The 22,043-nt window shown below is 55.8% G+C and carries 24 protein-coding genes and 1 pseudogene; 15 read left to right on the forward strand and 10 right to left on the reverse strand.

Features of this window, described 5'->3' with window-relative positions; all coding sequences use genetic code 11:
* The first annotated feature begins 167 nt into the window (after positions 1–167).
* Positions 168–1,160, forward strand: a complete 993-nt coding sequence (locus tag ACR0MP_RS20280; protein WP_480887828.1) for an IS30 family transposase — start codon at positions 168–170, stop codon at positions 1,158–1,160.
* 102 nt (positions 1,161–1,262) lie between these two features.
* Positions 1,263–1,427, forward strand: a pseudogene (locus ACR0MP_RS20285) (helix-turn-helix domain-containing protein); the annotation flags it as partial.
* On the opposite strand, the gene ACR0MP_RS20290 reads toward ACR0MP_RS20285, so the two are convergent.
* The gene (locus tag ACR0MP_RS20290) at positions 1,393–2,139 is read right to left on the reverse strand and encodes a hypothetical protein (protein WP_480887830.1); all 747 of its coding nucleotides are present in this window, start codon (positions 2,137–2,139) and stop codon (positions 1,393–1,395) included. The pseudogene ACR0MP_RS20285 and the gene ACR0MP_RS20290 sit on opposite strands and share 35 nt — an antisense overlap.
* A gap of 487 nt (positions 2,140–2,626) precedes the next feature.
* Here ACR0MP_RS20290 and prs point away from each other — a divergent pair, with 487 nt between their 5' ends.
* The gene (prs, locus tag ACR0MP_RS20295; RefSeq protein ID WP_480887832.1) at positions 2,627–3,541 is read left to right on the forward strand and encodes a ribose-phosphate diphosphokinase; all 915 of its coding nucleotides are present in this window, start codon (positions 2,627–2,629) and stop codon (positions 3,539–3,541) included.
* 27 nt (positions 3,542–3,568) lie between these two features.
* Here the strand turns inward: prs and ACR0MP_RS20300 are convergent, their stop codons facing one another.
* Genes ACR0MP_RS20300 through ACR0MP_RS20320 form a run of 5 tightly spaced genes read right to left on the reverse strand, consistent with a single transcriptional unit; the run spans position 3,569 to position 8,832 of the window.
* On the reverse strand, positions 3,569–4,465 hold the full coding sequence (locus ACR0MP_RS20300) for a hypothetical protein (protein ID WP_480893870.1): 897 nt from the start codon (positions 4,463–4,465) through the stop codon (positions 3,569–3,571).
* A gap of 53 nt (positions 4,466–4,518) precedes the next feature.
* The gene (locus tag ACR0MP_RS20305) at positions 4,519–5,778 is read right to left on the reverse strand and encodes a DegT/DnrJ/EryC1/StrS family aminotransferase (RefSeq protein ID WP_480887836.1); all 1,260 of its coding nucleotides are present in this window, start codon (positions 5,776–5,778) and stop codon (positions 4,519–4,521) included.
* On the reverse strand, positions 5,775–6,686 hold the full coding sequence (locus ACR0MP_RS20310) for a phosphoribosyltransferase (protein WP_480887837.1): 912 nt from the start codon (positions 6,684–6,686) through the stop codon (positions 5,775–5,777). The genes ACR0MP_RS20305 and ACR0MP_RS20310 overlap by 4 nt, the downstream gene beginning before the upstream one ends.
* Positions 6,683–7,642 (reverse strand): hypothetical protein, encoded by a 960-nt coding sequence (locus tag ACR0MP_RS20315; protein ID WP_480887840.1) that lies wholly within the window; start codon positions 7,640–7,642, stop codon positions 6,683–6,685. Before ACR0MP_RS20315 ends, ACR0MP_RS20310 begins: the two co-directional genes overlap by 4 nt.
* Entirely contained in the window at positions 7,639–8,832 is a 1,194-nt protein-coding gene (locus ACR0MP_RS20320) for an ATP-grasp domain-containing protein (protein WP_480887842.1), read from the reverse strand. The genes ACR0MP_RS20315 and ACR0MP_RS20320 overlap by 4 nt, the downstream gene beginning before the upstream one ends.
* Positions 8,833–9,184: 352 nt before the next feature.
* Between ACR0MP_RS20320 and ACR0MP_RS20325 the strand changes: the two genes are divergently transcribed.
* The 3 genes from ACR0MP_RS20325 to ACR0MP_RS20335 are packed head-to-tail and all read left to right on the forward strand — an operon-like array spanning position 9,185 to position 10,921.
* Entirely contained in the window at positions 9,185–9,439 is a 255-nt protein-coding gene (locus tag ACR0MP_RS20325) for a PqqD family protein (protein WP_480887844.1), read from the forward strand.
* Positions 9,439–10,188, forward strand: a complete 750-nt coding sequence (locus tag ACR0MP_RS20330) for a CPBP family intramembrane glutamic endopeptidase (protein ID WP_480893872.1) — start codon at positions 9,439–9,441, stop codon at positions 10,186–10,188. The genes ACR0MP_RS20325 and ACR0MP_RS20330 overlap by 1 nt, the downstream gene beginning before the upstream one ends.
* A gap of 40 nt (positions 10,189–10,228) precedes the next feature.
* A complete protein-coding gene (locus tag ACR0MP_RS20335; protein WP_480887848.1) occupies positions 10,229–10,921 on the forward strand; it encodes a nucleotidyltransferase domain-containing protein in 693 nt (230 codons plus the stop codon).
* 48 nt (positions 10,922–10,969) lie between these two features.
* Here the strand turns inward: ACR0MP_RS20335 and pyrE are convergent, their stop codons facing one another.
* A complete protein-coding gene (pyrE, locus tag ACR0MP_RS20340; RefSeq protein ID WP_480887850.1) occupies positions 10,970–11,506 on the reverse strand; it encodes an orotate phosphoribosyltransferase in 537 nt (178 codons plus the stop codon).
* Positions 11,507–11,739: 233 nt separating this feature from the next.
* Here pyrE and ACR0MP_RS20345 point away from each other — a divergent pair, with 233 nt between their 5' ends.
* From ACR0MP_RS20345 to ACR0MP_RS20355, 3 genes are read left to right on the forward strand one after another with little or no spacing between them, the layout of a single operon-like run.
* A complete protein-coding gene (locus tag ACR0MP_RS20345) occupies positions 11,740–12,687 on the forward strand; it encodes an ABC transporter ATP-binding protein (RefSeq protein ID WP_480887852.1) in 948 nt (315 codons plus the stop codon).
* On the forward strand, positions 12,684–13,451 hold the full coding sequence (locus tag ACR0MP_RS20350; RefSeq protein WP_480887853.1) for a hypothetical protein: 768 nt from the start codon (positions 12,684–12,686) through the stop codon (positions 13,449–13,451). Before ACR0MP_RS20345 ends, ACR0MP_RS20350 begins: the two co-directional genes overlap by 4 nt.
* A complete protein-coding gene (locus ACR0MP_RS20355) occupies positions 13,448–14,209 on the forward strand; it encodes a hypothetical protein (protein ID WP_480887855.1) in 762 nt (253 codons plus the stop codon). The genes ACR0MP_RS20350 and ACR0MP_RS20355 overlap by 4 nt, the downstream gene beginning before the upstream one ends.
* 101 nt (positions 14,210–14,310) lie before the next feature.
* Here ACR0MP_RS20355 and ACR0MP_RS20360 read toward each other — a convergent pair whose 3' ends face one another.
* The 3 genes from ACR0MP_RS20360 to ACR0MP_RS20370 form a co-directional block, all read right to left on the reverse strand.
* A complete protein-coding gene (locus tag ACR0MP_RS20360) occupies positions 14,311–14,463 on the reverse strand; it encodes a hypothetical protein (RefSeq protein ID WP_480887857.1) in 153 nt (50 codons plus the stop codon).
* 44 nt (positions 14,464–14,507) lie between these two features.
* Positions 14,508–15,386: a helix-turn-helix domain-containing protein gene (locus tag ACR0MP_RS20365; RefSeq protein ID WP_480887859.1), complete on the reverse strand. Its 879-nt coding sequence runs from the start codon at positions 15,384–15,386 to the stop codon at positions 14,508–14,510.
* Between the two features lie 83 nt (positions 15,387–15,469).
* A complete protein-coding gene (locus ACR0MP_RS20370) occupies positions 15,470–15,871 on the reverse strand; it encodes a hypothetical protein (RefSeq protein ID WP_480887860.1) in 402 nt (133 codons plus the stop codon).
* A gap of 153 nt (positions 15,872–16,024) precedes the next feature.
* Between ACR0MP_RS20370 and ACR0MP_RS20375 the strand changes: the two genes are divergently transcribed.
* The 6 genes from ACR0MP_RS20375 (at position 16,025) to ACR0MP_RS20400 (ending at position 22,015) form a co-directional block, all read left to right on the forward strand.
* Positions 16,025–17,023 (forward strand): TRAP transporter substrate-binding protein, encoded by a 999-nt coding sequence (locus ACR0MP_RS20375; RefSeq protein WP_480887862.1) that lies wholly within the window; start codon positions 16,025–16,027, stop codon positions 17,021–17,023.
* A 122-nt stretch (positions 17,024–17,145) separates the two neighbouring features.
* The gene (locus ACR0MP_RS20380; protein WP_480887864.1) at positions 17,146–17,649 is read left to right on the forward strand and encodes a TRAP transporter small permease; all 504 of its coding nucleotides are present in this window, start codon (positions 17,146–17,148) and stop codon (positions 17,647–17,649) included.
* The gene (locus ACR0MP_RS20385) at positions 17,646–18,926 is read left to right on the forward strand and encodes a TRAP transporter large permease (protein ID WP_480887866.1); all 1,281 of its coding nucleotides are present in this window, start codon (positions 17,646–17,648) and stop codon (positions 18,924–18,926) included. Before ACR0MP_RS20380 ends, ACR0MP_RS20385 begins: the two co-directional genes overlap by 4 nt.
* A gap of 22 nt (positions 18,927–18,948) precedes the next feature.
* On the forward strand, positions 18,949–19,791 hold the full coding sequence (locus ACR0MP_RS20390; protein WP_480887867.1) for a dihydroorotate dehydrogenase electron transfer subunit: 843 nt from the start codon (positions 18,949–18,951) through the stop codon (positions 19,789–19,791).
* Positions 19,785–20,729, forward strand: coding sequence for a dihydroorotate dehydrogenase (locus tag ACR0MP_RS20395; RefSeq protein WP_480887869.1), 945 nt, complete (start codon positions 19,785–19,787; stop codon positions 20,727–20,729). Before ACR0MP_RS20390 ends, ACR0MP_RS20395 begins: the two co-directional genes overlap by 7 nt.
* Positions 20,726–22,015 carry a hydantoinase/carbamoylase family amidase gene (locus ACR0MP_RS20400; RefSeq protein WP_480887871.1) on the forward strand — a complete coding sequence of 430 codons (1,290 nt, stop codon included), beginning with the start codon at positions 20,726–20,728 and terminating at the stop codon, positions 22,013–22,015. The genes ACR0MP_RS20395 and ACR0MP_RS20400 overlap by 4 nt, the downstream gene beginning before the upstream one ends.
* The last annotated feature ends 28 nt before the right edge of the window (positions 22,016–22,043 follow it).

The raw sequence follows: 22,043 nt of genomic DNA on the forward strand, positions 1-22,043 counted from the left end.
GTCTCCGGGCTGCAAAGCCTTGCTCCCGTCCCGCCCTCCGGTGACACTTCTGCTTTGCAGAACCAGTGACATTTCTACTTGGTTGCAACAAAACGTGAAGCCGGGGCACATTCTAAACTGGGTTGCGACAATTCCCCTATCTTGCTGAAAAGCAAGGAGAACAGAAATTGGCCCACACGGAACTGGATCTGCGCGAGCGGCGCGCAATTGAGAACATGCTAAACGCAAAGATGCCCGTCAGCAAGATAGCGGTCGAGATCGGCAGACATCGTTCCACGGTCTATCGAGAGATCAACCGGAACCATTTTGAAGACTCCGAACTACCGCATCTAAATGGTTACTATGGCGTCAAAGCACAACGAACGGCGCAGACCAGACGCGCTCGACGGCGCAAGCTGATCCGGTTGGAAAACCTGCGCGCGCATGTCATCAACCGTTTGATTGCAGGTTGGACACCTGAACAAATCGCTGGCCGCCTCGGCTACGACGATCAGCCTGTCCGCGTCAGCCACGAGACGATCTACGCCTATGTTTACAGCCCGGAAGGCCAATCTGAACAACTGGCGCGCCATCTGCCAAGTCGGCGCAAAAAACGCCGTCCACGTTACGCCAGACGCCCCAGAGGCCAGGTTTTTCCGCCGGATCGGTCTATTCATCAGAGACCAGAGCATGTGAAGGCGCGCGAAGAATTTGGGGATTGGGAAGGCGATCTTATGATCTTCGAGCGCAGCACCGGCAAGATGAACGTAGCCTCGCTGGTCGAACGAAAAACGCGGTTCGCGGTTTTGTTCCGCAACAACGACCGCAGTTCGACGCATTTCATGAACAAACTGATGGACGTAATGGAGCCCCTGCCCCAGCCAGCACGTCGCTCAATTACATTTGATCGGGGTTTTGAGTTCCGAGAGTGGCGCAGACTCAAGTCAGGCATCGGAACAGAGAGCTGGTTCTGTGATCCTCAAGCGCCCTGGCAGAAGGGATCGGTTGAGAACTTGAACAAGCGGGCTCGCCGATACCTTCCACGCGACACCCAACTCGCGGCGCTCTCAAATCGCAAAATGAAGGCGATTTGCGACCGCCTAAACGGGACACCTAGAAAGTGCCTTGGATGGCAAACTCCAACCGAGGCATTTAGAGATGAACTGATGAAACTGAGATAGCGGAAACCGTCGCAACGACCCTTGAGACTTCTCGGGTGTGCGCTACCTTCAAGTGCGACTCCTATTAGAAAACAATGAGTTATCTAATGAGGAGATTGTGCCATGGGAGCTGTTTACACGCAACTGAGCATTGAGGAACGTCGCAGAATCGAACGCTGGCGACATGCAAAGGTCCCTGTTCGCGAGATGGCGCGTGTGCTGAAGCGCTCGAAAGCCACGATCCACCGTGAGATCAAACGAGACTTATTGTCGGATTCTTACCTGCCCTGCCGACTGTCCGTTCCCTTGTCGCGACGACTCCCGAAATTAGGTCCGTGAGATAATTGTCAACGACATCACGGTTGGGAAAGATAGTGCTGCCGACGACGCCAATATCGGCTCCGGCACAGTACATTTTGGGAAACGTCTGCGGGCCAACAGCTCCGTCCACTTCGATCCGTTGAATGAGCCCCCGCGTTTTGAGTCGAGCCGCGTGGTGCAACGTCTCGAAGACTCGAGGCTGAAAGGGTCGACCTGCCGCACCGGGCATGACGCTCATCGCCGTTAGCCGTCGAGCTCCGGTCTGCCGGATGGCCTCCTCCGACGGCGCTTCACCGGGGTTAAGCACCAACGAAACCTCGGTTCCAGCACGGCTCGCCGCACGCAGGCTTGCCGTCAAAGTCTCGGTCAGGGCATCCTGGTGCACCGAGAGGCAATCTACGTTGCGCGACACTGCGAAATCTACAAGGGTTTCGGGCTGGTCCACCATGAAATGTACGTCCACTGGAATCGAGAATTGTCCACAGATGTCTGAAAGTATCTCTTTGGGCAAGCCCAGCCCTGAAAACGCATTGTCGATGAAGTCGATGTGAATGCGATGAACGCCGAGGACCTGCAATTCGGCGATTATCTCCCCTAGCTTGAGCTGGTTGAGGCAGATGACAGATGCCGAAAGCTCGAAACCGGGGTCAGGTCGTACGCTGTTGCAGAGTATAGGCATCGAAATCAGAATCCCTTTGTGGTAATTATCCCAAAAATGATACTTGTTTCCACATGATGAGCAAACACAGATTCCGAAAAACGTGCAAAAGATCGCTTATCAACGGTCAGGATTTTATTGGAGTGTACAGCATGACGGCAATTATTCTTTTTTAACATTGCCTTGGCGGTCAACTTCCCTGTACTTTTGTTTCAAATGTTTCCGTTGAACTCCTTATGAAGGACGAGGCTTAAACTTAATGAACGAGAGATTTCAAATCAGAGATTTTTCAAGATATATACATCGGAACTCAGACACTGACTCTATTTCCGCGACAACCCACATCATGTCGGATGCACTATAGACCCGAACGTGGCGAAATCGCACGAAGGAGGATCGGAATTTGCACGACTTTGGTGACATAACCTCAGATCGATTGCCCGCGATCGCCTCGAGTTGTCGAGATTTCGACCGCTGGTTTCCTAGTGCTCTGGCCCGGTTAGCTGACATGCTCACAGACGCTACAGGGCACGTAGCTCTACACCCACAGATCGATTCGAAGTTCCCGGACGGAGAAACCTATGTCGAACTGCCCCCGTTCCGAGAGGGGACCCCCGTATTCCTGCACCAGGCGCTGGTGGACAACAGTGGCGGCAGGCCAGATGCCGCGCTTTTCTCCCTAATGATCGCCGCGCGAGCTTACCGGCAATACGGCGCGGGGCCGATCACGGTGATCGTACCGTTCCTCGCTTATGCCCGGCAGGACCGGGTCATTCGCGGCCAGCGCCGTCCGACGACATCGGGGCTCATCGCGGACCTACTCTCTGCGGCGGGGGTCGACCGGGTCGTAACTATAAAATCAGGGTCTAGCCTGAACCTCAGCCTGCAATTCCCAACCCTCGCCCTGCGGCAGATAGGCCTTGTCAGTTACCTAGCGGGCTGTGCATCCCGCTATGACCCAGACAGCACAATCTTAGTGGCGCCGGACGCCGGGGCTCTGGCCGACGTCCGGGCAGTCGCCGCCGAAACCGGCCATGAGGTCTTTGCGGCAGATAAGATCCGGCTCAACCCCGATTTGGTCCAATTACGCCCCGGCAGGAGTTCCCCCAGCGGCAGGTTCCGGCACGCACTTGTGCTCGATGACCTAGTCTCTAGTGCAGGAACTGCATGCGCGGCCTTCGACGCAATGCGGCAAACCGGGATCGAGAGGTTTTCCATTGCCGCACCCCATTGTCGCCTTACACGAACTGGACAGGAGCGGCTCGACGCCTTGGCCCAGACCGGCGAACTAGTCCGGTTTCATACAACCGACACGATCCCGACGGCCTGGCACTCTCCGGTGCTGGAAGTGGACCCTTTCCTATCAGCCTTCGATGCCGAGTTGCGAAACATAATACAGGAGCCCTTCGGAGCCTTCCCCTGATCAGACCCAAGTCCGTGTGTCAGGTCATCAAACTGACAAGCGAAAGGCTCGGCCAGCGGACCAGTCTAGGGCGATGCCATTTTCCTTGAAGGCGGCAACCAACTCGGCGGCGGTGTTTTTGGGCCCAAACAGGGTGCAACTAGACACGGAATGGTTAGCCAGCAGAGCCGCCGGGTTCTTTACACCGAAACAAGCATCGGTGCCAACTGCCAGTTCCTCGTAACCATGCCCCTCCAGCATGGAGAAACTGAACCGCAGTGCCTCCATCGGGTCGACAAATCCAGAATTGGTCAGCACGATGTCCCCGTCCCTGGACTGAACGCACACGCAGAGAGTCCGGCACAGCCGAACACAACGCTGCAGCATCGTCTCGTCCGCCGGGAACCCGGCCTCGTAGAGAATGTCATGGGCTGCAGCGACGCTGCTATGCCGGTAGACGGTTTCGACCGGCAAGCGGCCCAGAACGACCACGACCTTGCGGTTGCGCGCTTGGAATGTTTCTTCGCTGATCCGATCGGCGATCCCAGCTTCGATGGAAGGCGCGCCTAGGGTGTGGAACCTGTAGTTGGCGATCGCATCAAACACCTCCGTGTCGACGGTCCCATTGTAGACAAAACACCCGAACTCCCGTTCAGCATTGACTTCTAGGATGGACCCCAGCCGTTTCTGCCATCCCGCCCGTACAGTATCGACAGCAAAGACCGGCATGGCGTGCTTGCAATACACCAGCCAATTGGGCTCCTTACTGGCTAGTTGGTAGCCGGTGTGAATGTCGAGATAAGCATTCATCGACAGCGGTTGGCCGATCACGGTCAGTTTTGGAAGTTTCACCTCAATCAATCGGTCTTGTGCATTGATTCCGTAGCTGAGAGTCGACAGTTCGGTTTCGAGGTTGTGGGCGGAGTCGGTAATATGGTGACGCATGACGTGAGGTGATCCTAGCTTGTCTTGGTGAGGTATGTGCGTGGCGCGCCGGGTCATGCCCGGTGCTCGCAATAGGCAAGGTTATCTGCGGCGACTTGGGCGGCGGCGATGTACTGGTCCACAAGCTCGGGACAGTCCTCGTGAAAGACCCCCGCAGGAAAGCAGATCGTTCTGTCGTATATGCTTTCGCTGACTGGGCAATGGGGGGTGTGATCGGGTGGCACGAGACCTCGGCGCATCGGCAGCAAGCCTTCGGGCAAACGCCCCTCTCGAAGGTCTCGGAACAGCGCCTCGCGAGGCAGCGGTAACCGCGTTGCGGGGGAAACCCTTGCCCCCTCAATGGTCATGAGCCGGATCAGTTCATTCCGGTTCGCTCCCGGAAGGGCATCGGGGTCGAAGCGCGCATGGAACCCATACCAGCCGCCCCTATCAACCCCAGGGGCAGTCCAAGGAGGCTCGATCCCAGGAATCCTGGCCAAACCAGCGCTCAAACGCTCTAAGTTTGCCCTTTTGCGGGCGATTAGCAAGTCGAGTTTGTCGAGGTGTGACTGGGCCAGCACAGCGGCCACAGGCGAGCCCCTCAGGTTGCCTCCTAGACCCGTATTGGCATAGACTGCCAGATCGGGGTCGCGGACTGAAACCCTTGATCTCTGGCGTGCATGGCCCAACAGACAGGCACGTTCAAAAACCTGTCGGTTGCGTGTCAGGAGCATCCCTGCCGTTCCGCCTGAGATCATTTTACCAGTGCCAAACGAGAACGCAGCGGCATCCCCGAAGGTTCCAACAAGTTGGCCGTTCAGACGAGCACCATGAGCGTGAGAGCAATCCTCAATCAGGGCAAGCCCGTGGCGTTGGGCAAGCAGGGTCAGGCGGGTCATGTCTGCTGGATGGCCCCATAGATGCGTCACCAAAATCGCCCTTGTGCGCGGCCTAACGCAAGAACTCGCTGCCTCGGGATTCATGGTATCAGTCAATGGATCGCCGTCCGCGAAGACTGGGGCCGCCCCGGACAGCAACACTGGTGTAACCCCTGACACAAATGTGGTGGCTGGGCAGATTACTTCGTCCCCGGGTCCGATATCCAGGGCAAGTAGGGCCGATAGGATCGCGGAAGTGCCTGAATTCAGGAAAAGCGCATGACCGCCGCCGTGATAGGCCGCAAAACTGTCCTCGATCCGAGCGATTTCGTCCCCGCGAGCGTAGTCGAAAGTCTGGCCTGCGGCGATCAGGTGGCTGGCGGCCTGAACCGCTTCGGCGTCGTAAACCGGCCAATCCGGTGGATGGGGTGCAGAGACGATTGGTTCGCGAGTCATTGTGCGGTAGACTTCACGCTACGGCGATCCGGCAAGGTGAAGGCAAGCCGTAGGCCGTCACGCCCTACGCTGGGCGAGTCGGAGAATCCGGCGACGGCAGCATAGGTCGCATCTCCGAAACCGATCCGGTCAAAGAGCTTTTTCAGCATGAAGAACCGGCTACCTACAGAGATGAAATCATCTACAACGAGGCACTTTCGCGGCACAAATGACGCCGGGTCCAGAGCAGCCTTCAACCTGTCGGATTTCAGGTTCACGATAAGGCAGGGCAGGTCGAAGACTGCGGCAGTCGCGACCGCCAGCGGAATGCCACCAAAGGCCGGCGCAATGACCGCGTCAAACCCTTCTGCAGGGGATCCGAACCGCCTAGCTAAAGGTACAACAGTCTCGTAACGGCTGATGCCAGGGATCGTGTCGTAGAACCGGTTTACCGGCTCGCCCATGGTTGTCAGGTAGTTTCCGTGGTGGGTCAGAATCGCATCATCGAAGGTCAGCCCCTCATCGGCTGGTGGCGGTGGGATTTCGATCCCGGCTAGAGCACGGGTACCCAGAGGCGTAAGCGGGCCGTCCTCAACGGTTACGATCGAGGCCCCCTTGGGAAGCGCTTCCTCAAAGGTACCCCAATGGCGGGCCTCAGCGTGATCGGCCTCAGCGACGGCACCTTCGATTTGGGCTGTCATCCCGGTGTCCTTGCGAGAGGCCCGGACAAATGACATCTGGGTACGGTCCGCCATGAAGGCTAGGCCCGCAGCCATCGCCCCAGGAATACCGTGGCCTAGGTGTTGCCGTGGCAAGGGCTTCGGCGCTTTGTCGGCAGGCGCGAGTGGACCCGCTGCATGAATCTGGAAGAACGGTCCGTCGGTTCGCACGATCAAATTGGCAGCGGAGTCGGTGGACAGATCGGTCATGCGTAAGTCTCCTCAAACGTGAGGACCTGAGCTAAACTGCGCGCATTGCGCGCCGGATTGCCGGTCCAAGTGAACAGTGTCGAAGGGATATCCCTGGCCAAGGTCGAGATTTGGTGGGACAGGCGCTCGTAACCGTCCGATGGCTGGTCCGACGCAAACCGGTATCCAGGCCGGATCGGCAGGATCACCTCCCCCATCAACCGGGCGAAACTCTCCTGCCTCTCGCAAGGCTCAATGAAGGGGTGGGACAGCGTCGGGTTGGAATGCACGAAGAGGATCGCCTTGAGAGGGGTTTCGAGATCCCCTCGAGGCAGGTTCCTCAGCTTGATCATTTTCTTGCCTTCATCAGGGCCGACTTGGGGCAGGCAGGCTGCAAAGTCAGGAAATGCGCGGCCCATAGCGCTGACAAAGCCGTGGCCCACAGTCGGGGGCTGCGGCATAGCCAGAACCTGCCAGGTGATGCCGGGACGCAGCAGCACGATGTCGTTTGACAGGAATCGTGCCCCGTCGGCGATTCGGGTTAGGGCGGTGCTGGTCTTTCCGGCGCCGCTTGGCCCGATGAAGATCACCGCCTTGCCGTCGGGGTCCTGACAGGCCGATGCATGCAGCATCACGACCTGCTGCTGTTCCCACAGGTGCCGGGCGATCATCGAGGTTAAGTAGGGGCGCACATGATTGATGAAAATCTCCGTCGGCTCACCGTCGGGAACAAAGACCCGAACGCAGGTTCTTTCCGCACAAATCCGGCTGTCGCCGAAGCCCGGCCGCGCAGACCGAGGAAAGCCGCCGGTTTTCATGCGCTCGATCGCAAGTATCAAGTTGGCGCCCGAATCGGCGTCTACCGGCTCGAGATAACGCCCATAACTTGCCTCGAGAGCCGGCTCAAAACCCGGCACGTCGCTAACGACACGAATCCTGATACCCGAAATCTTTATTCCATAGAGAAGGCGTGTCATGTCAGTTCCTTAACCCTGTTCGGCAATTCCGTATCACCTAGCAGGTTGGCCACCTCACCGACGTTGTGGACCAGCCCATCCATCGAGGTGGCGTTGACCGTGAAACGGGTGGTTGTCGTGACGTAGTCCAGAGATCCAACTTGCCGAAGGACCCCTGCGTTGTACTCCGGTTTGACTGGGAATTCGCAGACGAACTTGCGGTCGCCTGGCTTCGGCGACTCAACCCCTGACCCAACGGCCAACTCCCCGAGCCAAGACAGGACGTTAATCCCGCTTGCCAGCATCGACATCCTAAGGGTCGCGGCAAGACGCATGTTCACCTCGAGAACGCTGAAGCCGTTGTCCTGACGGACCGCCTCGACCTCGACAATTCCGTCGGTGCCGAAATACTCGATGATCGCCTTGCCGTAGCGGTGAAGATCTGCAGCATCCTTGGCAGCGCGGAGAGATGGCGAGCAGAACCGGAACCGACGGGCAGGATGATCAGCGCCCGCCTGGGCAAGACCCTTGTAGACTGGCGGCATTACACAGATGTTGCCGGGTGTCCCGGCAACGATCACAGACAACTCCTCCCCCTCAACCAGCTCTTCAAAGTAGGCAGGCAGGTTGTCGTTCAAAAAGTCGGTTATCGCGCTCTTGTGATCCTGCGGCGACCCGACAAGAAAGTTGCCTTTACCCTCGTGATCGGCGCTGCGCTTGAGGTAGGTCGGATAACAGAGGGTCTCCCCGGTGTAAAACTCCGGTTCTTCACTGGTGACATAAGTGGGCGTCGGAATGGACAGCCGGCTGAAGACCTCCTTCATGTAGATCTTCTCTGTTCCGCAAAGAGCAGCCTCCGTGCTTGTTGTGACGACCCGCAAGCCTGGAACCGCAGCGAGTTGCTCGCCTAAGGCTGTGTCCTCGACCAAACTGTCCTGATGCGGAAGGACAACAACTGCGTCGGGCGACTCGGCCAAGATCACCTCTGCGCGCGCGTCGACATCAAGGTCGGTCTGTTTGATGATCCGGGCTATCCCGGGTGTAGAATCCGGCCCTTCGACCCCCGTGATCGCGACGATGGTGCGGTAGTTTGGAGAGGTAAGAAAGGGATAAATCCACTTATGCCAGCTCGATGTTCCCAAAACAAAGACAACCAACGGGATTGGCGCTTTATCGCTCACTTTAGTATCAAGATTTTTGGTTGTATCCATTTATTGATTTCCCTTTATTGTCCGATAGTAATGTTTATCCTGTTGTTTTTAAACACTATCAGAAAATATAGAATCGTTCTGATGCGGTAAGCAGGGCATAAATCTCAATTGGCAGTCAATGCCAAAAATTGTCGTATTGTTTTTCGGAGAATCTCCGCTAGTGTATCAAATTGTGGATTCTTCCACATTCTGAAGTCCGGCATGTCGCCGGGCAAACCTCTCAAAAGGAGAAGACAATGACCTATGAAGCTCCTAAGGCCAAAGAAGTAAAACTGCCGGTCGCCCTCGCCGCCGAAGGTTGAACTGGTCGAGGAGGGGGCTACGGCCTCCTCCTTAATCTTAGGATCGTATCATGACTGAGCAAACCTACGACTTTCCGCTGGAATGGCGACTCCGCAAGGTGGGCGCGAAGCAATACCTGGTTGGATCCAACCGGGCAATTGAGCTGATTGGCACGGCCCCCTACTTCGTTGAGAAACTTTTGGACGGCCTGTCTCACGACCAAATCGTCTCTGACGCGGCTGGAGACTTCGCGGTCGACCCCAGAACGATCGACCGAGACCTAGCGTCTTTCGTGGATTACCTTCGAACCGCCAAGATCCTCTGATGAAGACAGAAGAAAAGACACTGGCAGGCATGCCGCTATGGGCTGGAGCAACTGATCACCTTCTGCTGCTCACCGTGGCGGCGATGTTGGTTGCTGCGGCTCCTGTCCCGCCCTTTGCTGCATGGGTTGCTGTGTTGACCGTACAGACAGTTATTATCTGGAATATGCGGCGCTTCATCGAGAACATGCCTCTCCTCAAGAAGCTGCTTTCGACGCTGCCAATGATCCTCGGATCGCTCTTGGCGGTTCTGTTCTTCCCTCCGCTGCTCAAGACCAGCCTCAGCTCGGGCAGCCCTTGGCTCGCCCTCGGCCTCGGAGTCGTTGTCTTTGCCTTTGCAGGGGCCAACCTAAGGCGAACCATCGATTTTATCCGCAACCCCGAGATGATCGCCTTTGTCGTCCCCGGGGTTAACTACAAGATGGCCCGCGCAGAAGCCGTCTATATTTTGCTCGCCCCGATCGCAGAGGAGTTGGCCTTCCGGCATTTTCCAGCACTCGTCTTTTCGGTACCCGGGCCATATTTCGTCATCGCCGTCAGCGCATTCGTTGCCTCACATTACATCAATCCTTGGCAAGGTGCTCGATTCGGGGTCGCCCAGATCTTAGAGCTGACAACAATGGCCGTCGTACTGACCCTCGTTTACCTGGGCTTCGGACTAATCTGGGCCGTACTGGCTCACATTCTCTACAATTTCACCGCAAGGGGTTTCTATGTCAGTTATCTCGTCAAGCGAGCCCACCTGGCTTGACCTGCCTGGGTTTCTCGCCCGTAAGGGCGTGGACATATCCATGATCATGCAGGCGATGTCGGAGGAGAACGTAGATTTCCTCGGCGGGTCCCTTGTCCGGGGACATGGGACCGAAGAATCCGATCTCGATGGTTTTGTCGTGCTGGACGGTACCGAGGAAACCCCGGTCAAGAACCTCATCGTCAAGGGGGTCCGGATCGATATCGAGTACCTAACATTGGAGGAGTTGGAGTTCGCCCTCGATCGACTAAAGACCTACGACCCCAACGACCCTGGTAGTAACGGCGCGTCGCTGGGAATGAATCTCAAACGACCCTTAAGACGGCTGATCGACATGATGGGACGCATTGCGGAGGGCATGCCTTCGCCGACCACCGAGCATGCACAGATGCCCCGTCGGATTAGCGAGTCAGCCTTCGGCGAAGTAGCATCCTCGGTCTACTGGATGGACGCCGAGAATCGCTATGAGGACGCGCTTGGATTCCTCAAGGCAGGTGACTTACTGGCATGCCACCTATCCGTCATCGATTGCACTGCCTACGCCATACTAGCCCTTCTGAATCGGCAGGGGGTGTTCTGCGACCGGGTCAAATGGGTGTTCCACTACGTCGACCAGCTACCCAACGACCTACGCCCGGATTTCGAGAGGATCATCCTGCCACCGCAACTCAACCGCCGGCACCTGACTTGGGCCCTGCGCCAGAGTGACAAACTACTGATCGCTGCGAAATAGGGGGCTGCGATGGCGATTTGCATACAAACGGCGGATTACGGCCTGACCTCAGGGCTCCAACTGCTCCGAGTTGAAGACCGGGTACACCGGCAGGGTCGGCGCGGCTTTGACCATCGGGGCACCCTCGCCTCGCCAAATCGCGCAGACTACGCAAAGAACCTCAGCGCCGGCCTCAGTCGAGATTCTAAGTGCATCGGCCACTGCACCACCGGTCGAGATGATATCCTCTATGAAGGTCACCTTCTTTCCGGCGAATTCCTGCCCCTCGATCGCCCGGCAAGTGCCATAAGTCTTAGCCGCCTTGCGGACAAATGCCGACGGCAACCCGGTGTACAGCGAGATGGCCGTTGCAAGAGGGACGCCGCCCAGCTCGAGCCCAGCGATGATCTCGGTTTCCGGCGGGATGAGCTTGCTCATTTCCCTACCGAGGGGCGCCAGAAGGTCTGGCCGTCCCTCGAAGCGGTACTTGTCGAAGTACCTGTGGGAGGTTTGGCCAGAGCGCAGTACGAAATTGCCTTCGAGCCTGGAAACCGCAGCGATACCATCCGCGAGTTCCTGCAATGACATCGTGTTTCGTTCTTGCATATGCACCAGCCTCCAAGCCAAATCGGACCGCTCGTACAGGTATTGAGATACGTTGGCAAGTAGAATTCCAAGCCAATCCGAATCTCCTCTCGCCTTGGTTGTGGGCAATGTTTTTCAATACTACTAGGGCTTTAATTCATTTAAAGATCACCTCGGTCTGGACAAGGCTTTCTGCAGTGCGGGTTTCAGAGCCGCATGAATCCATTTTTTAAGATTAGAAGGGAGGAGGTCACATGATCTCTGAATGTGGCATCCGGGTCGAGAACGTCTCAAAGCTCTTCATAAGCCGTACACGTCGGAAACAGGCCATCAGTTCTGTTAGCTATGAGATTCGCAAAGGAGAGGTTTTCGGCATCCTCGGCGCTAACGGGGCAGGCAAGACGACCCTTATCAAGCTGATGTCTACTCAGATTGCGCCGGATAGAGGGCGGATTCTCGTCGACGGCTTCGACACGATCGTCGACCAGAGGCGGGTACGCAGCCGGATCAACGTCGTCGAGGGTGGCGACAAAGGACTCTATCCTTGGCTTACTGGCTTCGAGAACCTGCGTCTCTTTGCCCTGCTCTACCGGCTACCGATGCAGTCGGTCCGCGTTAAGGTCGAAGCCGCGTTAACCCGGGTCGGCCTTGCCGAGGACGCTTGGCACGCGCCAACGATGACCTATTCTAAGGGGATGAAACAGCGAGTCCTGATGGCCAAGGGCCTCCTCAACGACCCCTCTATCCTGTTTCTCGACGAACCCACCATCGGGCTGGATTTCGATGCCGTCCAGCGTATCCGCGATATCGTTAGGGACCTATCTCAGTCCGGCACCACCATCATTTTGACCTCACACAACGCCTCAGACATCGACGGCACCTGCCACCGGGTGGCGCTGCTGGCCGAGGGGCACAACAAGGGAATATTCCAGATCGAGGATCTACGGTCCCAATACCGCTCGCGAGTGAGTTTCCGAGTTACCGCTGAGGAGGCATTGGACAGTTTCGCGGCGCTGGATCCGGGCCTTGCCGTAATCAAGACCGCAGTTGGATCGACCGTCCTGATGTCTCTCGACCAAAAGGGGATCACAGCGCTCTACAGGCTGTTTTCACAAGCCCCAGATATCATTGACGACATTTCCGTTGAGGGAGCCTCGCTCGAGGAATTCTACGGAACCTTTATAAAGGAAACGGCGGCATGAGGCGGCTTTTCGAACTAGCCTGGTTATTCATCCGACTCAATACACGCAGGACGATGATGATCTTCGTTGGGCTGGTTCAGCCGATCTTCACGGTCTGGCTCTACGCCCTAAACTGGCCCCCTGCCTTTTCAGGGACCGAAGCTTTCTGGTTCATCCTAATTAACGCTGGTCTTGTGAACAGTTGGACGATCTTGGTGTTCTCCACTTTGTCCGAGGTGGACCGAGACCGCTGGACGGGGTTGCTGGGACAGTACTTACCAATGCCGACGCCGCTGCTCGGAATCATGGCGGTCCGGACCTTCGCCAATTTCCTCTTTCTCTGTGTCTCCCTTGCAATGACGGCCATATTGGCATGCATTGTAGCCCGACCGGAGACGGGCGATCTGCTCTCACAGGCTTGGGTTTGGCTATTGCTAACCATGGCGGCGATCACACTGATCGCAATTCTTTTCTCGATGATAGTGGCAATGACGGTGCGGGGCCGCGTCATCATGAACTTCATCGACTACCCGGTTGTTTTCGTTAGCGCACTTGGGTTCTCGGCCACGCTCTTTCCGAACCTGCTGACCCAGTTCGCCCTTTGTTTGCCCCAAGGGTTTCTAGCCGAAATGGCGCGCTACAAGGCCGGTGTTACGCCTACCAGCCCTACAGAACTGGTCTGGTGGCCGGCGACAGTTCTGGTGGGTCTAAGCCTTATTGCCCTAGCCACGACCTTGCTCCGGCAAATGCAGCGAACCCTTCTGGCACAGGGAAGCCTAGTATGACGACGGTCGAAAGATGCGCCAACCTTCTCGCCGTCGCCCAGCTGGGCCATCGCGGCAACAGCGAGGCCCTGCCCATCAGCGTCCTATTGGCCAACTCCGTCCTTGGGCCGCTGTTCTACGTCCTGTATTTCTTCTTTGTACGGTACGGTGCCACTGCGGGCACAGATCCGAAGGATATACTGCTTACAGCATTCTTATTAATGCCGGTGGGTAATACCGTCTTTTACCTATCCACCATATTCGCTCGGCTGCGCAACTGGGGGGTGTTGCGATATGTTTTGATATCCCGGGTCGGACTCTTCGAATTTGGCCTGGTCCAAGTGATCTGGGCGGCGGGTTTCGCGGTCTTCACGGTTTTGGTTGTGGCCCTACCGACTATGATTATTGTCGGCAGTGGTGTCGCCGTCTCAGTGCATTTCGCGATCGCTACGGTCATCGCCTGCCTATCCCTCAGCCTTGTCGGTCTACTGTGCGCCGTGGTCATCATTTCCATGCGCGACTACCTGATCTTCACCAACTCTCTGTTCTTTATCGTGGTCCTGACTTCGGGTGTCGTCGACGATCTAACCGGACCGGTCGACCAACTGCTAATGCTGAATCCGCTCCGACCACTCGTGCGCTGGATGGAGGAAACGGGAGCCGAAAGCCTTTGGGATTGGCGGATTGGCTTGGCCATCGGGGTCGGTCTCTTCTTTGCGCTGCTCGCCTGGGGCAGTGCTCGGCTTCAAGCCCGACGAATTGAGGTTGAAGATATCTGACAGATAGTGGCCGGCAGCCACAATAAGTGGAATAAGCTCGACCCGGTGGGCGGGATCTGGCTTGGCAATAGCTATTCACTGCGCCTACGGATTGGCTTGGCTCATATGATAATCTCCCAGAATGCCTTTACGTTCGCGGAAACAGAGCCGAAGTTAACCGGTTTGGCTTCGGCCATATGCCCCATACCGCTGCTGTCGACCAAGCCATGGGCTAGGTTTAGCGCACCGACTGGCGTCTTATTTATGAGACCCATCGTTAGCGCCGCTAATATTATTGGTTCCCGCCCGCAGCAACTTCTCAAGGTTCAATCAGCCTGTCAATTTCAGCCGCCGCCTCTTCTCCCTTGAGAGAGTTTTCCCACAGGGTCTGGGCAATTTTCTCATGCAGTTCTAGAGCTTCCGGTGCCTGGGTGACAAGCCCGACACCAATACCAATGTTCGGCTGCTGACCGAGCCGAAATGGGCTAATTGTCAATGTCGAGACCAAGCCGCTTCGCATGATCTGAAAGCTAGTGCTGGGAATCGGATCGTGGGCGACGCCGATTTGGACGCCTATTGGTTGGTCCCGCAGCATCCTGGCTATATGCCGCAACTCATTCACGGCGGCTTCACGCCGCAGGTCGAGTTCTTTTTCGGAAACTTCCGAGTTACTGGACATGCCCGACTGAAGGAATCCCTGCAACTCAGGAATCGAGACAATCGAAACGATCAGCGGTTTTCGCTTGCGGAAGTTCTCCTTGCGGATCCGCAGAAGTTCCAATGTGCTTTTCAGAATCTCGGGGTCGGTCGCGGGCACATCCTTGAGCACCTGCCCCAGCATCTCTTCGTAGCTATCCGAGGTAAGCAGATATGACACAGGGGAGAAAACTCCGATGATCTGGTCGCAATGCTCTTCGAGTTGGCGCATCCGCTCGAAAAAAGCGGGAGCGTTAGGCAGGTACTCAATCCCCACGCCAAGCAGGGTCGGCAGCGATACGTCTAGTTCCCTCGAAATTGCCGTTAACATCTCGATTTTGGCAATTTCGCCCTTTTCGGCCCGGTAAAGGGCGGCGCGTGAAATCCCCAGGCGAGAGGCCAGTGCCTCAGGGGTGAGGCCCCGCCCGGTCCGATGGGCTCGTAAACGTTCACCAATCTCGGCGAATTGTGTGTTTGCCTCGGGAAAATTTGACTCAGTCATACCGGATCTGCACTGTACTTACTTTCAAAATCTGGACGCCACGCCTATCCGGCAGTTCGGGCAGCCCTCGCTGAAGCGAAACTCTAGTCGATCGGTGCGCGAAACACCACATTGTTGTTTGACCGTTCCAGTGTCGTGTCGGTTTCCAGTCCCGTGTTCAAGCCGTCGCCACGGTTTCGCTTGTAATGTTGCTGTTGCAATACAAAAGAGAATACTCTCGCAGAAATTAAAGTACATTGTATTGCGATCTTCATTGCGATTATTGCCTCCGGCTCGCGTCCTTCAGGATCACTCCTGCATTGGCGCAAAGCATACTCATTGATCCGATAGACCAGCCTCCTCAGCGCCACAAGGAAGAGTTCCGCCAACAGACCACGGAGCGCGTCGATAGTTTCCGCACCCGGTCTCAAGCGTTTCTTGATAGACGGCTTCTGCAAAACGCATCTTCCCGCCAGACACAGCCCGCGAATGTCGCCTGCTGGCATACATCGAACCCTTCACCAAGCAGTTCGGCGTTGATGCTTCCGCGGGCAGATAAACATCCCGTCTTGATTCGTCTCATTATTGAGACAAAATGCTTGACTTCCCCCTCGTTCTTCATTCAATGTCGGGTCCTCAACAGGAAGGAACAGACGAAAATGAAGACCTCACTCTTAGTCGCCCTTACCGCGTTTACCTTAGCGGCCCTACCGGTTGTGGCACAGGAATATGTCGCCAAGATTGGGCATCTCGAGTCGCCCGAACAAAGTCGCCACATTTTTCTCGAAAAAGTCGCCGATCTTGTGAAGGAACGCACGCAAGGTGCCGTTGAGTTTCAGATCTTTCCCTCCGGTCAGTTGGGAAGTCAGCGCCAAATGACCGAGGGAGTGCAACTTGGGTCTTTGGAAGCAACCGTATCGCCCGCTGCCTTTCTTGGCGGCTTCAATCCAATCGTCTCGGTACTGGACATACCCTACCTAATCCCAGAGGATCTCGCGGAGGCCCAAGACTTGCGCGCTGGCCTTTTTGGACAGGCGCTGCTTGAAACCTTCGATCGGCGCGGTCTCGTAGGTGTGGCGCTTTGGCCGAACGGCAAGAAGAACTTCACCTCGAACAAGCCTTTAGATACTATAGACGAATTCGCCGATCAGAAGTTTCGCGTGATGGATAGCCGCATACTGATCGAGCAGTTCAATGCACTCGGAGCCTCCGCCATCGCACTCCCATTTGGCGAACTCTATACATCACTGCAGACGGGCGTCGTTGATGGTGAAGAGAACCCGCTCGACACGATCTATCGCATGAAATTCCAAGAGGTCCAGAAATACCTTGTGGTGTCCGAGCATGGGGCTATGGAAGATGTTGTGCTGTTCAACCCGACCTGGTGGGAGAGTCTACCAGAGAACTATCGCAACGTCATCACTGACGCCTTCAATGAAGTCGTGCCGGATCTAACTGCGCACAAGGCAGATTCAGTTTTGGAGGCTTTGGAACAAATCAAAGCAAGCAGCAACATCAAAGTCCGGGTGGCTTCTGCGGAAGAGCGCAGTGCACTCCGCGACATTATGTATGAGCCGACGAAAGAGGCGTATATCGCCCAATCCGGAGACGAAGGCGCAGCCATTATCAAGCTCTACGAAGGGCAGAGAAGCAATTAAAGATACGCTGCAACTTGCGTGCTCAGTCAAACGACAGACGCGCATCGCAGGAGACGTCGTGCTGAAAAACAAACCGCGATTGGCGTCTCCTTGCACCTGACTGAAAAAGGATAATCGACGCGATGACCTATCTCAGGATGGCCGAGCGAATGGTCTTAGTTTCCCTCTTTCTGACAATGTCAGGCTTGTTCTTCTTCGGTGTTGTAACCCGAGAAATCGGCGGAACGTTCGCCAGCAGATTCGCCTGGATCGAGGAGGCCGTGCGGTTAATGAATGTCTACCTAGTATTTTTTGGTCTCGGCCTCGCTCTCGAACGAGGGAAACATGTTGGTATCGACACACTGCGAGACCGGTTACCTGCTGCCTTTAGAACGGTCCTGATGAAAGCAATCGACGCCTCCGGGTTCCTGTTCTCTATCTACTTGGCGTGGTTGGGATACGGTCTCGCCTTATTCGTTTTTGACACCGGACAAGCCAGCCCGACCCTGAACATTCCGACGGGATATGCCTATCTCGCTCCGGTGGTGGGATTTCTCCTGCTCGCCCTGCGCTTCGGACTAAGTTTCTTCGGTATGATAAACCGCTTCTCCCGAACTGACATGAACGAATGGGAGTTGGAAGTATGATTGCGCTCATAGCAGTCCTTGCATTGATACTCCTAGTCTTAGGCTTCGAGATGTTTCTCGTTCTCGGAATTCCCGCATTGGCCGTCAAAGAAGCCTATTTTGGTAAATTGCCCGACGTCGCGGTGATTCAAAAGATTTTCGGCGGGATCGACCATACAACCTTGTTGGCCATTCCGTTCTTTATTTTTGCCGCGCATTTAATGAGTTCCGGTCAGATCGCTCGCAACCTCACGGGCTTTGTGCGCACACTGATCGGACACACCCGCGGCGGCATGGGTCATACCGTGATCGGGGGCTCCATGGCATTTGGGTCGGTCTCAGGCTCAGCGCCCGCAACTGTCGCCGCCATGGGCAAGATGGTCTACCCTGAAATGCGAAAATCCGGGTTTAGCGACAAGTTCAGCCTCGGTCTCTTGGTGTCGAGTGCAGAGACAGCACTGCTGATTCCGCCGTCAATCACATTTATTATTTACGGCTGGATGACCGGTACCTCTATTGCGCGTCTTTTCGCCGGCGGTCTTGCGGTCGGACTTTTTCTCGGTGCCGCGTTCGCGGTTTATGTCATGATCGAAGCACGCAGAGGCGGCATTGAGGGTGATCCTAAGACAAACTGGACACAGCGCGCGAAAGCAGCAAAGACTGCTGGTTGGGCGCTAGGTATGCCTGTCATTATCCTTGGCGGCATCTACTCGGGTGTCATAACCCCGACCGAAGCGGCCGCTGTAAGCGTCATCTTCGCGATCTTTGTTGAGATGATCGTCTACCGAAACTTCAGCTTTGGCGACCTGGTCCGCATCACCGAGCAGAGCGCCATCTCCACCTCGGTCATCTTCGTGTTACTGGCCATGGGTGGATTGATCTCTTACTTTGTCACGCTGGCGCAGGTGCCTGCCCAAATCAACGGGCTTCTGACGGCGCTCGACGCCGGGCAACTGACATTCCTGTTGGTGGTCAATATTTGCTTTCTTATTGCCGGAATGTTCATCGATCCAAACTCGGCCTTGTTGATCCTGGTGCCCCCGCTCTTTCCAGTCGCGACTTCGCTTGGTGTCGACCCAGTTCATTTCGGCATGATCGTTACACTCAACATTTCGCTTGGAATGATAACTCCGCCGTTCGGATTGGATATCTTCGTCGCCTCATCGATGCTAGGCAAGCCTGTGATGGACATCATCAAAGGCGTCTGGCCGTTTGTTGCTGTCAACCTGGTTGTACTTCTAATCATAACCTACGTACCCGACATCTCGCTTTTCGTTCCGAAGCTTATCTTCGGATAAATCGGATAAAAGGGAATAAACAATGAAAATAACTTGCAAGAACGTTGGGGTATCCTCCCCAGCGAACGGGAAGGCCTACGAAGTCGAAACCCGCGTCAAAAGAAACAATGAAGTAAATGGCGAATATCGCCTTCTGGTCTTGGATGCACCGCAAAATGTGCTGAATTGCCAGCCCGGCCAGTTCTTTCACTTACTCTGCCCCGTCACATCTGAGAATGCTCCATACCTTCGTCGCCCTATGAGCATCTACGGGTTTCACCCTAAAAAGGGCGAGTTGCATTTTCTCTACAAGGTTACAGGCGAAGGCACCCGCGCGCTAGCGCAACTTGTGACTGGCGAAAGCCTCAACATCCTAGGGCCCCTGGGAAAGGGCTTCACCATAAGGGAGGATTGGCAGCACCTGTTGCTGGTTGCTCGCGGTGTCGGCCTGGCAACCCTTGCCCCACTTGCGCAAGAGGCGCGGCGTCGTAGCCGAAGGCTGACGACAATTTGCTCCGCACGCTCGGAAGACGTGCTGATGTCAGTCGATCTCTTCCGCAAAATGGGCGCCGATGTGATCACCGTGACTGATGCCGAAGGCACGTCAGGCATGGAGAACATCAGGGCACTCATTCAGGATAAAATTGGCGCCGGCATGGTCGATGCGCTGTATACGTGCGGCTCTAACAGGATGCTCGCGCTTCTGCAGGAGATCGGTGCCCACCACAGAATCCCTGGTGAAATTGCTCTGGAACAGCAGATGGCCTGCGGACTGGGTATGTGCCAGTGCTGTGTCCGCTCATTCCGTCGCAACAATCAGATCGTCCAGGAGCGTGTTTGCTGTGAAGGGCCGGTTTTCGACATTCAGGAGGCATTGGGATGGTAGACTTAACCACAAAGCTTGGCACAGTAACTCTTAAGAACCCGATCATGCCAGCGTCCGGAACCTTTTCCGAAGAACTTGCCAGTGTGATCGACATGAACGAACTCGGCGCACATGTGACTAAGACTATCACCTACGAACAACGCGGTGGCAATCCGACGCCCCGCATTTGTGAAGTTCGCGGCTCGATGCTGAATTCCATTGGCATTCCGTCCAAAGGAATCGACCATTTCATCAAAAATGTCATCCCTTACTATCGAGAATATGATGCACCACTCGTGGTCAGCATCTCCGCCCACAACACCGACGATTTCGCCCGAATCTGCGAAGCGATTACGGTGCCTGGGGTAGACGCGATCGAAGTGAATATCTCTTGTCCAAACATTGAGGATGACGGCAAAGCATTTGCCATGCGGCCTTCGCCCACGCACAAGGTGATCACAAAATTGCGCGATGCCTCAAGTCTGCCGCTTTGGGCCAAGCTTTCTCCGAACACCGGCGAAACCATCGAAGTTGCACTTGCGGCACAGGAGGCGGGGGCGGATGCGCTTGTGGTATCTAACACGCTACTGTCGATGGCCGTCGACATCCAATCGCGGAAACCGAGGCTGGGAAACCTGATGGGTGGGCTTTCAGGTCCCTCACTCAAGCCCATCGCGCTGCGCATGGCGTATCAATGCGCCAAAGCTGTGGAGATCCCGGTGATCGGCTGCGGCGGCATTTCCACAGTCGAAGATGTGTTAGAATACCTTATTGTCGGCGCATCCGCAGTGCAGGTTGGTACAGCAACATTCATCAACCCGACGATCATGCCCAAAATTATCAGCGACCTAGAAGCCTACATGATCGGGAACGACATCTCCGATTTGTACGAGTTGATCGGTTCAGTTCGCGACAGCAATTCCGCCGATCCAATCGTCTTCATGGAGACCGCACCATGACCGAGGCTTCAGACATACCAAGGATTAACGATGAAGCGAAATTTGCTGAACAATTGTTTGAAGATATCGCTAAGCTCAGTCCGGACACGGTAGGCGTCAGCCGCCCCGCATTTTCAGAAATCGAAACGGCTGCGCTCAATTACCTCAAATCCGTATGCGAAGCGTTTGGCTTGGTGGCGGTTTTCGATGCAGGCAAGAATCTTGTGATGAGCCTACCGAAGGATGCCGACGCCCAGGAATTCGTGCTGGTCGGTAGCCACGTAGACAGCGTGCCGATGGGCGGCAATTTCGACGGATTGGCCGGTGTAGTTGCCGGCCTAATTTGCCTTCTGCGCGCGCGCGGAAACGGCGAGCGCTTTAGCCGTCCGGTTAAGGTGATAGCCATGCGGGGCGAAGAGAGCGTGTGGTTCGGGCCGTGCTATATCGCCTCGAAAGCGCTGACAGGCGTGCTAAAGGACGCCGAGTTGGCCGCGACACACAAGGGCGACCTGCGAAGCCTCGCCGACCACATGCAAGCAGTCGGCGTCGATGTTGCACCTGTGCGCGCCGGCAAGGCCCTGATTGATATGAGGTGCATCATCGAATTTATTGAATTGCATATCGAACAGGGCCCTTTGCTGGTTGGCAAGGATACTCCGGCTGCTGTAGTTTCGAGCATACGCGGCAACTTTCGGTACAAAGGTATCCGCTGTATTGGCGAGTCGGGACATTCGGGTGCTGTGCCGCGTGCCTTCCGGCGAGACCCGGTACTCGCCATGGCCGACCTACTGTCGCGGTTAGACAAAGCTTGGCTGTCGATTATTAAAAATGGCGGAGACCTTGTCTTAACCTCTGGTGTCGTACATACCGATCCGGAAAAGAACGCCCTTTCTCGCATCCCCGACTATATCGACTTCTCGCTAGACATCCGCAGCCGAAGTTCCGAAACGCTAATCGGCATGAGCGAGATGCTATCTCGCGAACTATCCGAGATCGAAAAACACCGGCGCGTGCGCTTCGATTTAGGTGAAGTCAACACTTCGGCGCCGGCCCACATGGACAATCAGATTGTCGCTGGGTTGAAAGAGACGATGGCGCAAGCAGGGTTGGAGCCCATGGTTATGGCGTCCGGTGGTGGGCACGATGCAGCGGTCTTCGCGAATGCAGGTGTACCGACGGCTATGGTCTTTGTCCGTAACCGAAACGGCTCACACAATCCCAATGAAGCCATGGAAATCACCGATTTCCTTACTGGCACGTCAATCATCTATAACTACCTTCTGGAGGGGCGTAAACATGCCAGCTAAGCTCTTCACAAGATGCTAGCTACTTCCT

Source organism: Ruegeria sp. K3 (assembly GCF_056531845.1).